At 37.1% G+C, this 13,686-nt stretch carries 11 protein-coding genes; 5 read left to right on the forward strand and 6 right to left on the reverse strand.

From position 1 onward, the window contains the following. Together AC3ITD_RS11800 and AC3ITD_RS11805 are read right to left on the reverse strand one after the other, a co-directional pair. The gene (locus tag AC3ITD_RS11800; RefSeq protein WP_489366611.1) at positions 1-2,466 is read right to left on the reverse strand and encodes a heme lyase CcmF/NrfE family subunit; all 2,466 of its coding nucleotides are present in this window, start codon (positions 2,464-2,466) and stop codon (positions 1-3) included. A gap of 5 nt (positions 2,467-2,471) precedes the next feature. After that, positions 2,472-2,906 carry a cytochrome c maturation protein CcmE domain-containing protein gene (locus tag AC3ITD_RS11805; protein ID WP_056851333.1) on the reverse strand — a complete coding sequence of 145 codons (435 nt, stop codon included), beginning with the start codon at positions 2,904-2,906 and terminating at the stop codon, positions 2,472-2,474. A 467-nt stretch (positions 2,907-3,373) separates the two neighbouring features. On the opposite strand from AC3ITD_RS11805, the gene AC3ITD_RS11810 reads away from it, so the two are divergent. The 4 genes from AC3ITD_RS11810 (at position 3,374) to AC3ITD_RS11825 (ending at position 9,263) form a co-directional block, all read left to right on the forward strand. Continuing rightward, a complete protein-coding gene (locus tag AC3ITD_RS11810) occupies positions 3,374-4,054 on the forward strand; it encodes a hypothetical protein (RefSeq protein WP_489359974.1) in 681 nt (226 codons plus the stop codon). Positions 4,055-4,056: 2 nt separating this feature from the next. After that, entirely contained in the window at positions 4,057-6,150 is a 2,094-nt protein-coding gene (locus AC3ITD_RS11815; RefSeq protein WP_489359976.1) for a hypothetical protein, read from the forward strand. A 94-nt stretch (positions 6,151-6,244) separates the two neighbouring features. After that, positions 6,245-7,597, forward strand: coding sequence for a hypothetical protein (locus AC3ITD_RS11820; RefSeq protein ID WP_489359978.1), 1,353 nt, complete (start codon positions 6,245-6,247; stop codon positions 7,595-7,597). A 55-nt stretch (positions 7,598-7,652) separates the two neighbouring features. Further along, positions 7,653-9,263, forward strand: coding sequence for a Na+/H+ antiporter (locus AC3ITD_RS11825; RefSeq protein WP_489359980.1), 1,611 nt, complete (start codon positions 7,653-7,655; stop codon positions 9,261-9,263). A 278-nt stretch (positions 9,264-9,541) separates the two neighbouring features. On the opposite strand, the gene AC3ITD_RS11830 is transcribed toward AC3ITD_RS11825, so the two are convergent. The 4 genes from AC3ITD_RS11830 to AC3ITD_RS11845 form a co-directional block, all read right to left on the reverse strand. Then, positions 9,542-10,963: a Glu/Leu/Phe/Val family dehydrogenase gene (locus AC3ITD_RS11830; protein WP_489359982.1), complete on the reverse strand. Its 1,422-nt coding sequence runs from the start codon at positions 10,961-10,963 to the stop codon at positions 9,542-9,544. Between the two features lie 133 nt (positions 10,964-11,096). Beyond that, a complete protein-coding gene (locus AC3ITD_RS11835; protein ID WP_489359984.1) occupies positions 11,097-11,315 on the reverse strand; it encodes a CcmD family protein in 219 nt (72 codons plus the stop codon). A gap of 73 nt (positions 11,316-11,388) precedes the next feature. Beyond that, entirely contained in the window at positions 11,389-12,093 is a 705-nt protein-coding gene (gene ccsA, locus AC3ITD_RS11840) for a cytochrome c biogenesis protein CcsA (RefSeq protein ID WP_489366672.1), read from the reverse strand. Between the two features lie 79 nt (positions 12,094-12,172). Beyond that, positions 12,173-12,838, reverse strand: a complete 666-nt coding sequence (locus AC3ITD_RS11845) for a heme exporter protein CcmB (protein ID WP_489359986.1) — start codon at positions 12,836-12,838, stop codon at positions 12,173-12,175. Positions 12,839-13,206: 368 nt separating this feature from the next. Here AC3ITD_RS11845 and AC3ITD_RS11850 point away from each other — a divergent pair, with 368 nt between their 5' ends. After that, a complete protein-coding gene (locus tag AC3ITD_RS11850; RefSeq protein WP_489359987.1) occupies positions 13,207-13,686 on the forward strand; it encodes a methylated-DNA--[protein]-cysteine S-methyltransferase in 480 nt (159 codons plus the stop codon).

Genomic DNA, 13,686 nt, shown 5'->3' on the forward strand with positions numbered 1-13,686 from the left:
TTATGCTACTTTAGCTTCTTTTCGTCTTCTAAAAATAGATAGCAAGAAACCTATGACCATAATAATAGTACCTGCCCAGTATAAGTTAATGAAAGGAAACTCAATGGCTTTAAAAACTACCCAGTCTTTTGCTTGTTGAGGTTTCTCAAAAATTTGAAGTTCAACCTTTTTCTCGTCAGGCAAAACCTGCGCAAAACGGAATTTCAAATCCAACTCATCCACCTTACGAGCAAAATCGAATGTGTTATTCCCTTTGATCAAAAACATTGGCTCGGCAGTATAAACTTTACCAGCGGCATTAATTTCCAAAGGTAAGCCAACAGCATAATCGCCTTGGGCCAACACCAAATCTTTAGCAACAGGTTTGTTATTTAACGCTTTTACGGTTACAATTCCACTTGAAGTATGAATGGTATCCCCTACCGAAACCTTAACAATTCTTGGTGCTTTATAATTTTCATCATCAGAATGACCTTCATGATCTTCGTGAGAGGCCTGCTTTACCGCAGCACTGGTAATGTGCGTATACACATCATAAGTTAAATAGTGCTTGGTATCTGGTGAAGCAATCAATCCCATCTTTTCATTATCCTGAACGTGAGGATGTAAATTGAAATCCTCTTTCACTTTACCTTCCTTATCTAAAACCTTAAAATTAAGAGTATAAATCGTGTTTGGCAGTTGAGTGGTATCTGAAACATAAGTTACCGTATACTTACCCATTTGTTTGGGCTCGTTTTTATATAACATGATGTTTTCACCCGGCTTTTCAGTCTTCTCGAAATCCTTTACAGGAATGAAATTATTTGCGTTGATAGATAGTGGTTTATTCGTAGCCGCAGAAATAAGGGCACCCAAAATTAAGAATGCAAAACCAATGTGCGCTATTGCCGAACCAGCCAGTTTTACCTTGCCTCCGAAAGCTTGATAGAGAATTGCCGCATTGGAAAGTACTGCAAAAATACAGCTAAACGTGATCAGAATATACATGGTATTGGTGTAGATATCTGCAACGTATACCAAACCAGCGGTTAAAACCAGCGAAAACAATATCACTGAGATTAAGCTGCTGTAAAATTTTCTCGGATCAGTTCTTTTGTATTTTAGATATTGAGAGAAACCTGAAATTAACGTTACCAAAACCGCAAAAGGCGCTTGCCACTTGTTGTAATATTTAACTGCATCAATTGGAGGAGAAAAGTTAGTGCCGAATGCTTTATTAAATACAGGAACTGAGGTAGAAAAAATCACCTGAATACAAGCAACAGTTACCACTAACGCACCGATAAACATCCAAAACTCACGCGAATAAGTTTCCTCATCTTTAGTAGTTATCGGTAATTCTTTCCATCTTTTAACCACCAAGAATATAGCAAGGGCAGCAAACACCACATTGTATAAAATCAAGTGGCCAAACATGCCCATATCGGTAAATGAGTGTACCGATGTATCACCTAAAATTCCACTTCGGGTTAAGAATGAAGCATACAATACCAATAAGAAGCTTAAGAAAACCAGGGCAATTGCGGTAAAGTAAGCATGACCTGTGTTTTTGTAAGCAATCATTACGTGTACTGCACCAATTAAGGTTAGCCACGGAATCAGCGAAGCATTTTCAACCGGATCCCAGGCCCAGAAACCTCCAAAGTTTAGCGCTTCGTAAGCCCAGAATGACCCCATAATAATTCCGGTACCCAAAACCATCACCGCAAAAAGCGTCCATGGCATTGCAGGTTTAATCCAGTCTTTATAACGTTTTTGCCACAAAGCAGCAATTCCGTAAGCAAAAGGCACCACCATACTTGCAAAACCCAAAAACAGGGTTGGCGGGTGAATAACCATCCAGTAATTTTGCAATAGTGGATTTAAGCCTCTTCCGTCGGTTATAAATGTTAAGTATTTCGCAAAGTTTTCAGGATTTGCGAAAACTACAGGAGCCATCGCTTTTAAATCAACCGCATCTCTCAGTAAGATAAAAGGAGAACTACCAATGCGTTCGCCAAAAATTTCTACTCCCAACATCATTGAGGTTAAAAACACTTGCGAAAATGCCACAACGGTCATTACAGGGCGTTCCCAGGTTTTAGCTTTCCAAATTAAAAGTGCACCTAAAAATGATTGCCAGAAAGCCCAAAGCCAGAAACTTCCCTCCTGTCCTTCCCAGAAAGCAGAAACGATATAGTAAATCGGAAGTTCTTTCGAAGAGTGGAAATAAACATAATTATACTCGTTGTAATGGCCAAGGATTAAGTAAAAAAGCACTACGCCGATGCCAATTATACTCGCCCAGTTAACCAAAAAGCCTATTCTACCAAGGTTACGCCAAGATTTATCTTCTAAATTTTCTTTGCGACTGGCAAAAAAATATGCAATTGTTGAAAGTAACGATGCACTAAAAGCCAACACAATAAAAAACTGCCCGATTTTACCCGGCAACAGGTTTTCGCCTACAAACTGAATATCCATTAAAATTAATTATATTTTTTTTCGCCGTACTTACCAACTGTATCCACCTTACCATCTTTATTCACTTCAACGAGATTATCATTGTATTTAGATGGGCATTTCATTAAAATTTTCGACGCGTAGAATTTGTCCTTATCCATTTTTCCGATAAGAACTAATTTCTCAGATTTTTCAAAATCCTGAGGTTTTGTGCCATTATAAATCACCTCTCGAACTTCTCCTTTTTCATCTTTCATATGGAATGCAAAATGATTAGCATCTTTCACAGCATCATAATACATTCCTTTTGATTTTTCCCAATAACCCATTACGTGCTCCTCTTTTTGTGAAGAAGCCGCTTCTTTGAAATTTGAATAAGTATCTGTATTGGCGTTTAAGCTAAATAAGATTCCCACCGAAATAGCAATGGTAATCAAACCGATGATTGCACTTTTTTTCATTTTGTATGTTAGTGTAAAAGCTGGCAACAAAGATAGAAAAATAGCCATAGCGAACGCCAGTTAACAATTTTCTTGTCTTTATATTGACAATTAGCTGATTAATACGGAAACCAAATTTTGGTTAAGATTTTATAAATCGATAACTGTTAAAAAAATTCATTAAATAATATTTAGAAAATGACCAAATAGCAATTCTTAGCTTAATCAATCCCGCCATTTGCTTTAGCCCTCATCCAATGAAAAATTGGCTTTCGGGGCTACCACTTTCTGTGGGGTTTATTAACCCAGGTTAACCGCATGGAAACGACCACCTCTTAAAATTTCTTGTCAGATAGTGTCCTTCAACTTTCGAAATCGGCAGTGCTTTCAAATTGGAAATGAAAATCGATTAAAATTTCGTCTTTAATGATTAAGTTTGAAGCTTCAGATTATTCCTCAATTGCGTCCCATTTATTTAAAGAATTTTTATGAACCTTAGACAGTTCTACATTTTAGTTGCAGTTGCATTTATCATACCCATATTGAGTTCATGTTTTCAGGTTGTTGAAGAGATTACCATGCGAAACGATGGCACTGGCGATGTGATGTTAACCATTAATTTGAGCCAAAGTAAAACTAAAGTAGCATCAGTAATGCTGTTGGATAGTGTTCAAGGGTATAAAGTGCCCAGTAAGCAAAAAATTCAAAAGGAACTAAATGAGGCAGCAGCTTATTTGCGTAAAAGTGAAGGCATTACCAATGTTAAAACCACCAGCGATTTTAATAATTACATCGCTACCATCAGTTTTTCTTTCAAGGATGTTTCGAATATCAACAACATTACCAAAAATATCCTTGCGCAGCAGAAAATCAAAGCAACAAATACCTCTTCATACACTTATAATAAAACAACCAAAACTTTTAGCCGGAAATATCAAGCGGTTGCATCAGCAAAAACCGAGTACAATAAACTTAAAAGTAAAGATAAAGCGGTGTTTAATGGCGCAATGTATACCAGCATTTACCGCTTTGAGTCTCCAGTTATCAGTACTACCAATTCCGCCTCAAATCTATCAAAATCAAAAAAAGCGGTTATGCTTAAAGCAAGTGTAATGGATTTAATTAATGGAAAAATTAATGTTTCCAATCAAATACAACTATCTAAATAAAAATGAAAAAAATTCTAATTGCGGTCTCCATTCTATTTCTCGCTAAATTAAATTACGCTCAAGATCTAGTCAAAAAAATCCCTTCAAACGCTTTTACTGTTGCTACCATCAAAGGCGACAATGTATTTAAACTGATGTTTGTTAAAGATTTTAATGAGTCGTTTCTCGGCAAAAAACTATTAACAGAAACATCAAAATCCCTTGATCAAAATCTAAATAGTATTGAAGATTTTGGTGTGAATCTGGAAAAAAACATGTACTATTTCAACCAATTGAGTGATAGTATTACCTACAATTGTTTTTTGATTCCGCTCAAAGATGCTACGAAATTTGAAAGCCTGATAGAGGATAAAGACAAAAAAATCATAGTTGATGGCGATGTGAGAACATTGAAAATGCCCGATAACGGAGGCGTTATTATCAAGTGGAATAAGGATATGTTGTATTTCATTACAGGGAGCATCCGAAGTTCTTTCTTTGCCGATTCGGCAAATTCTGCCCGCTACGGCATTAAGGACATTAAATATCAAACTAATTATGGAGATGTTGCTGCGCTAGAAATTACTACAACTGTAGATAGTACGGCAGCTGTTGCCAGCGATGTGGTAGTTGTCGACGTTCCTGCACCGCCCACCATTGGCGAATCATATCCTCAAATGGAAAGCCGTGAAGTAGTAAAAAAGAAGCACCCGACACAAAAAAAGAAAAGTGCTGCAAAGAAATCAAAAGGAAAAAAGAAGGGCGCAAAAAGCAAACCTAAAGCGATTGCTAAAAAACCAAAAAAAGTTATAGAAATAAAGGAACCAATGATTGAGGTCGTGGATTCACCTTACATGGAAGAAGGATACACAACCGATAGCACCGCTGTAATGACTGAAGCCGGCGATGCTGACGACCGGTATGATGAATATCGAAAGGAAAGAGAAGAACAGGACAGCTTGAAAAAAGAGCTGGCTATGGTTTGGATGACTGCCGAAGCCAATAAAATATTCACCGAGAATTATGAATCCATAGAAAAAAATAAATCTTATGCTTCTAGTTTAGATAGCAAAGCCATTGCCGAACTTTGGGTTTCCAGCCTACAGGATGCTTACAATTCCATTGCTCCCGAATTTGGTACTTACGGCAAATCGGGGTTAATGACAGGTTATGGCAGTTTAAATGCCAAGCTTTTTATGGATGAAAAAAGTTTCCGCATTTCTACAGGCTTAGAATTAGCCAAAGATCAAGCCGATGCCTACAAAAAAATAATGAATAGGAAATTAAATAAAAAGTTTCTGAAGTATGTTAATAGTGATAAAGCAATTGGCTTTATGGGTTATTCTATTGATACAAAAGCCTATTTAGAAGAATTTCCTAAATTAATGAAACAGACTTATGGTTCGTTTTTAGGGAAAAACATGGGAGAAGAAATTGAATTGGGAACCGATTTATTTTCGCTTTTGTTAGATGAAGAAGCGGTAAGCATGGTAGTGAAAGGCGATGCCATGTTTGTAATTAATGGCTTAAATACCAAAGATGTTACCTACACCACTTACGATTATGATGATGATTATAATCGAAAAGAAGTAACAAAAACCAAAAAAGAAACTTTACCTGATTTCTTGTTTATGTTTTCATCAGAAGATCATCGATTGATGAACAAGCTGATTAAGTATGGCATGAATAAAAACTATGTTACGGTTAACAACAACATTTATAAAATTGAGGAGAAGAAAAGCCCGATCGATATTTACTTTATGATTAGAGATGGTATCGTTTTCTTTGGCAATTCAATAACTGAAATGGAAAGTATCAGCAACAATACTTTCGTTCCGGCCATTAGTAAATCGCATAAAACGCTTTTGGCAAAAAACAATTTTAGTTTCTTATTCAATGCGAAAAACCTGGTAGGCAAAGTTCCTACCGAAGAAATTGGAGGCGAAGAAACGGCAAAGAAATTCAATAAAACTTTGGGCAAAATGGGAAATATCTATATGAAATCGAATCCAATTAAAGGAAATGTAGTTTCTGCAGACATTAGTGCTGAAATACCTAATGGACATGAGAATGCTTTAAAATATCTGTTTTCATTAATTGAAAATGCTTCGAAATAACTCAACAATTAACCACAGGTAAAAATGACGAACACGAAATTAACTTGTTAAAAATCTGTGTTCATCTGTGAAAATCTGCGGCAAAAAATGACGTATGAAGAAATTTCTAAAAATAGCAGCAGTGATTTTAATATCGCTGCTGATTTTTTTTCTTGGTACGCTCAAGTACAGGAATTACAGTGCCAATCAAATAGCTATTCCAAAAAATACCACTTCTTTAGTAAAGATAAGTGTTGATAAAATTGCAAAAACATTGGCTTTCAATGCCATCTCAAACCCGGTTCATTACTTTAAATCAGATACCGGGAAAAATGTTGGGCGTTCATTTAAGCGCATAGACCATGGATTAAGCATTCCTGCAAACCTATATTTGTATACCATAAAGGATCAACCGAATACCTCGTTTTTCGCCAGATTTAAAATCAGGAATCTCCAAAATTTTGAAGATTTTTTAAGCAAGGCCGTAGGGTTTAAAATTAAAAAGGTGAGCAATAAGCTTAACTATGCAAAATCTGTATTGGGTAACGTAGCAATTTGGTACGATGAAAAAAGTGCTGCAGTAGTTTTTTCAAGTCAGATTGCAAATTTTGATGCAGTCCTGAAAGATGTTTTGAATGAAAAAGACTTTAAAGAAATGAGCGATGGTGGATTTAGCCAGCTGATCAAATCTAGCAGTCACGTCGCTTTTCAAGAAAATGCTCAGCTTGCGGAGCTTGATTTTAAAAGTGGCGAAATCAGCTTCAATGGCATTTTTAATACACTAGAAGGAATGAAAATTAAGAGCGGGCTGAACAGCCATCAGCCAGCCAATACAAACCATGTAATGAACTTTTGGCTGAATGCAGATTTCGAACGAAACATCAAAAAAGAATTCAAGCTAAAAAATGTGGTTATTGAGCAAGATAGCCTGGTTAAATATTATCAGGGGCACATTGATATGGAATGGATAAATACCATAAAGCAAACGGATTCAATTATTACTTATGAATACAACGATGATTTCGAAAAGGTGCAGAAAGTAACGCTTCAGCAAAAAGATGTTCCAAATGTCCTTATCAATATTTCTGCTGATGCTTTGCCGTTAAAAAATTACCTGGCCCGTCAAAACGTTATTTACCTGGATAGCGGCGTGGTTAACAAATCAGTCTTTCCTCTTTACCAGGTATTTGTTGGGGGAAATAGCAAGCAACTTACCCTCAGCACAACGAAAGAACCTTCCCTTCATCAATATTCGCAAAAAAACAATAACTTCCTTGCCTTGAATGTCAATTTTAAACAATTAAACCGACAGGTTAGCTTGCCAATAATCTCCAGGTATCTGGAAAGCCTGAAATATTTAACCGTCACAGCTCAAGCTACCCGTGACAAGAAAATCGCCTTACAAGGAAAATTAGAAATGAACAATCAAGACATTAATGCCCTTTATCAACTCTTGACGACCCTTTAGAATTTTATCATTCCTATATTCTTAATAAATTTAGTGCAACAAACTAATAGCAAATATGCTCCACGACAATCTTATTTTAATCCTTATTTTGTTACTCGGCGTGACATTATTGGTGATGGTTGGTCAGAAATTAAAGATTTCATACCCTATTTTTTTAGTATTAGCAGGATTAATTATCGGATTTATTCCTGGTATCCCCCATATAAAAATCGATCCCGATATTGTCTTCCTGCTCTTCTTACCTCCACTCCTTTATGAGGCTGCATGGTTTACCTCCTGGAAGGATTTCTGGGAATACAAAGGTGGGATCTTTTTAATGGCCGTTGGTTTGGTAATTATTACATCAATGGCTGTAGCTTATGCTTCCGTGGCATTTATACCGGGTTTCACTTTGGCTTTAGGTTTTTTATTGGGTGGAATTATTTCGCCGCCAGACGCCGTTGCTGCAGCCGCAGTACTTAAAGGATTAAAAATTCCAAAAACGGTAATTGCTTTACTTGAGGGCGAAAGTTTGGTAAACGATGCTTCCAGTTTAATCGTGTTTAAATTCGCATTGGTCGCAGTCACCGCCGGAACTTTCGTTCTGCATGATGCAGCTATAGATTTTGTTTCCGTAGCGGGTTGTGGTATTTTGGTTGGTTTGGCTATTGGCGGTATATTTTACGCCATACACAGATGGCTTCCAACAACCGAAAACATTGATACCGTGCTTACACTAATTACGCCCTACTTCATGTATATCGTAGCAGAACATTTTGAGGGTTCGGGTGTAATGGCAGTTGTTTCTGGAGGTTTATTACTCTCCAGTCAATCTCATATTATTTTAACCTCAAGCTCGCGAATTAAAACCGTTTCGGTTTGGTCTGCCTTGATATTCCTGTTAAATGGTGTAGTTTTTATTTTGATAGGTTTGGCTTTGCCAGATATCGTAGCAGGTCTTGGCCCAGATTACCCGATAGGTAGAGCAATAGGCTATGGGGTGGGAATAAGTGTACTTGCTTTGGTAGTGCGTTTTATCTGGCTCTTCTCCACTGCCAGGATCACCAGGATTTTTAACAAAAAAACAAGAGTGCGCTACCAGGACATGACCTGGCATTCTTCGTTAGTAATTGTTTATGCCGGAATGCGGGGCGTAGTTTCTTTGGCCGCAGCATTATCTATTCCGGTAATGATTTCCGATCAGATTCCATTTCCATTAAGGAACCTGATCTTATTTATCACCTTCGTGGTTATATTCGTAACGCTGGTGGTACAGGGTTTAACGCTACCTTTTTTTATCAAGTGGCTAAATATTCCAGCTCCGAAACATAAATTATCTGAACAGGAACAGACCAGCCAGATTAAACTTAAATTAATTGATCTCTCGTTGGATAAATTGAAAGCTGATTATCAATATCAATGTACCCACAATGAGTTAATGGTAAATTTGAAAGCCGAACTCCAACACTCGTTAATTGAAAAGAAAGATACCCTGAAAGCCTTTAAAGCTGGACAGATTGATCAGGTAGATTTGAAGGCATATCATGAAATTGTGCTGGCTTTGATTCAGGTTCAAAGGGATGAATTACATCATTTGAAAAGTAATAAAAACTACGACGACGATATTATCAGAAAAGAAGAATGGCGTTTAGATTTGGAAGAATTGAGTATCACTTCCTCTGAATAAGGATTTACCATTGAGGTTTTAACTTTGCGTCGTTGCTTGCCTGCGGCATTCAGGCGAAATCGATTTTTATCGATTGAAGCTCCCGAGGAATGCCTTTGGTACAATCTCATTTGTGGTATTATTTTATCATAAGATTGCTTCGTACCTCGCAAGGACGACCGTTCAAAGCAAAGAACTAAAATTTCCAAAAAAAATCCTTGCAAATTTTATATCTGCAAGGATTTATAATAAGATTGCGAATCTTGATAAAATCGAGATTCGCAATTACTGTGATAGGCTTATGGCCAAACACCTAAATTCATGTAAGAAACAGCAATTTTATCAATCGAATTAACAAATGCCGCTGTTCTTAATGTTTGGGTCGCTGGTTTATTTACCAAAGTCTCACGGATCTCGTGGTAAGAATGAATCATTGTATCTTCCAAACCAGAGTTCACCAATTCGATCTCAGATGCACCTTTAACAATCATTAAGCGGTGTTCTGGAAGGATAGTCTTACCTGTTAAGTTTTCTAATGTATTAATCAGATTAGCATTCGAGTTAGCTGCGTAACGGTTTTCCATGCGGCCAAAAGCTACGTGAGAAAGATTTTTTAACCACTCAAAATAAGAAACCGTAACACCACCGGCATTGCAATACATATCTGGAATAATTATTCCGCCCATATCTGTGAAAATAGCCTCAGCTTCTGGAGTTGTAGGTCCGTTAGCGCCTTCGGCAATAATTTTTGCTTTAACGTTGCGGATGTTATGCTCTGTAAATTGGTTTTCTAAAGCTGCAGGAACAAGGATATCACAATCCTGCTCTAAGCCGTCCATCGAGTTTTTGAAATCTGTAGCACCTGGAAAACCAAGGATTGAACCCGTATTTTTGCGGTGTGCAAAAACTTCGTCTACATTTAAGCCGTTCGGATTATAGATTGCTCCTTCGTACTCACATAGACCTACTATAGTTGCTCCAAATTCGGCCAGGAATTTAGCAGAGTGATAACCCACGTTACCCAAACCCTGAACAATTACCCTTTTATCACCCAAACCGGCTTTGAAACCAAGTTTAGCCATATCTTCTGCAACATCTACGCATTCACGTACAGCGTACGCAACACCACGGCCAGTAGCTTCTTTACGTCCGCGGATACCGTGGAGTGCAATTGGCTTACCAGTAACACAACCTAATGCATCTAACTGACCAGGATTCATGGTCATATAAGTATCTGCGATCCAACTCATTTCGCGTTCGCCTGATCCATAATCAGGAGCAGGAACGTCGATACCAGGACCAATAAAATTTTTCTTGATTAACTCTGTTGTATAACGACGAGTGATGGTTTCTAACTCGGCAACGCTATATTGTTTAGTGTTGATTTTGATACCACCTTTAGCGCCACCAAATGGAACGTTTACGATGGCACATTTGTAAGTCATAAGGGCTGCAAGCGCCATCACCTCATCTTCGTTAACCATTTCGCTATAGCGAATACCACCTTTTGTCGGACTCATATGATGCGAGTGCTCAACACGCCAAGCATCAATTACTTCGAAACCATTTCCACGGCGAATTGGGAATTGGAAACGATAAACACTATTACACGCTTTAATCTGGTTCAATAAACCTTCAGGATGGTTGGTGAATTGAGCCGCACTGTCAAAGTTCTTGCATACATCAGCAAAAAACTTGTTCTCGTCTGCTAGATTAGCCATTATTTCTTTTTTATGAATTAAGTATGCCGCAAAATTGCCTAAAAAAAACGCATATATCCAAATGAAAAAACACTTAGTGTAAAGCCAACACCAATTAAAACTGGAGAGAAAGACAGCTTCAAACTGTTTAAACTTAGTTTTTAGGTAAGTTTTCTTTTTCGATTTTTTTTAATCTTTTATCGATAGAGAAAAGGTAAGCCAATAATCCAAGCAAAATGATCACTATGCAGGCAACAACAACGTAAATTTTACCATCGCTACGCAACTCATCCGCCATTTCTACGCCATTATCTTGCGCAGATAGCTGGATTGTAACAAGCATTAATATTAAGGAGAACAATATCTTTTTCATGTTAGTTTTTAATTTTTTTGGTGTTTTTAATCTTGGATGGTTAGTCTTTAATCCTTTGTCCTTGCTCTTTAATCTAATTTGCTTGTTGTTTGTTTTCTAGGGAGCGTAATCTGAATTTAATGGTGTAAACCCAGTAACCAATTAATATCCAGCCTAAGCATGCCGGGTAAAATACCATCCGCATTCGGCTATCTAAATCGTAGCTGTTAAAACCCGGGTTACCACCATTACCAGGATGTAATGAATCTTTTAGACGTGGTAAAACGAAAAGCAGAACCACCATCATCGGGAAAGCGAAGATGTTATAGATGGCAGAAATTTTAGCTCTTTTTTGTTCCTCATCTATCGCATTGCGAAGAATTAAGTAAGCAAAATAGAGTAAAACTGAAATGGCTGCAAAGTTTTGTTTAGGATCGAAACTCCAAAACTGGCCCCAGGTATATTTTGCCCAGATGGCACCTGTTACTAATCCTAACAGACCAAAAATGATCCCTGCATTTACGCTTTCTACAGCTTTCATATCATCAATTTCACTTTTGGAGCTAAGAGATTTAATGCTGTAAAAGACAGAAATGGAGAACAATACAATCATGGCAAACCACATAGGTACGTGGAAATATAAATTCCTGATTGATTCATTTAAAATAGGCAAACGAGGCACGCCAAGCAACAAACCTGCAATTGCAGTATAAACTACCAGCACTGAACCTAAAATTTTCCACCAAGTTTTATTCATACATATATTAATTTTGAAGGAGTGATTTTTGAAGGAGTGAATATTGCCGCTGTTATTCAATGATTTTAAGCGATAGAAATTCACATTCTCTCAATCATTCATTCTATCATTCAATCATTTTTTAGTCCCGCCAAAGGTAAGGAAATAACAATAATGAGGTGGCAACGGTAAGCACATTTACAACCAACAACATTCCAATTTCATCATAACTATTCTCCCAGGGCAAGCCATCAACTGCATTCTTTGCTAATTTTATTAAAAGTATGAGTACAGGAATAATAATCGGGAAGCTTAAAATTGCCATCAGCATCCCACCGTTTCCGGCTTTACTTGCAATGGCTGAAACCATAGTAAAAACCGTTGAAAAACTGACGCTACCCATCACTACGGCTACGTAATATAAAAGCAAATCGGGCGGTGTAAACGAATCGAACACCAAAGTATAAAAACCCAATGCGATGGTAGTTAATACCAACATCAGCAAAACGTTATAAACTGTTTTCGATATTAAAACCGCAGCCGGACTTGCTAAAACGTAGCTATATAACTGTTGTCCTTTAGTTTCCTGCAAAAAACTTTTTGAAACTCCGTTGATAGATGCAAACAAAATAATTATCCAGAACAATGCATTCCAGGCAAGCTTATCACCTAAGCTGACAAAAGATAAATAGCAGGTAAAAATGGTGGAAACTACATACAATAATACACCGTTGATAGTATATTTGGAGCGCCACTCTAACAGCACTTCCTTGTGGATTAAATATTTAACCTCATTGGCCAATTGCATAACCGCAAAGATACTTTTATTGATAAATATTGTAAGGGTAATTTGTTGGATTGTTGTAATATTGTTTAAAGTTTTAGCTGTTAAATATTAACCACGGAAACACAGAATACAAGGAAAACTTTCTGTTAGATTACTTAAAAAGTAAATAATAATTGTTTTATTCCGTGAACTCCCTGCTTCCGTGGCAAAAATATTTTATGGACTATAACGACGAAAGACGAAGCTAGTTAGAAAAGAGACTCAGCCACGGAAACCCAGAATACACTGAAATATTAGCCAAAGATGAAAAGGATAAACACAGATAAGTTATTTGATTGTTATTGTAAGCCAAAATCTGTGTTTATCTGTGAACATCTGTGGTAAAAAATATGGACTACGCATCAGTTTTAGAATCGCCAATTGGAACAATAACCATCTTAGCTGATGATGATTTTGTTTACGCCATCACTTTTTCAGAGCAAGATATTGATAAGTTGAAGGAAAATGAGTTGACCAAAATTGTGGCAAAGCAACTTGAAAGTTATTTTCAAGGTGATTTAAAAGCTTTCGATTTTCCAATAAAACAAAAAGGAACTGAATTTCAGCAAGGGGTTTGGCAAAACCTACTTAGCATCCCTTATGGCGAAACTACCTCGTATGCTAAGTTTTCTGCACATCAACCCTTAGCCATTCGGGCAATAGCTGCTGCTAACGGCAAAAACAATATTGCTATAGTGGTTCCTTGCCATCGAGTAATTGGTAGCAGCGGAAAATTGGTGGGTTATGCCGGTGGCTTATGGCGAAAACAATGGTTGCTGCAACACGAAAGAGAGGTTTCAAAGAAAGGTCAAACAGAATTAAAATTTTAG

Source organism: Pedobacter sp. KH_004, assembly GCF_057840755.1.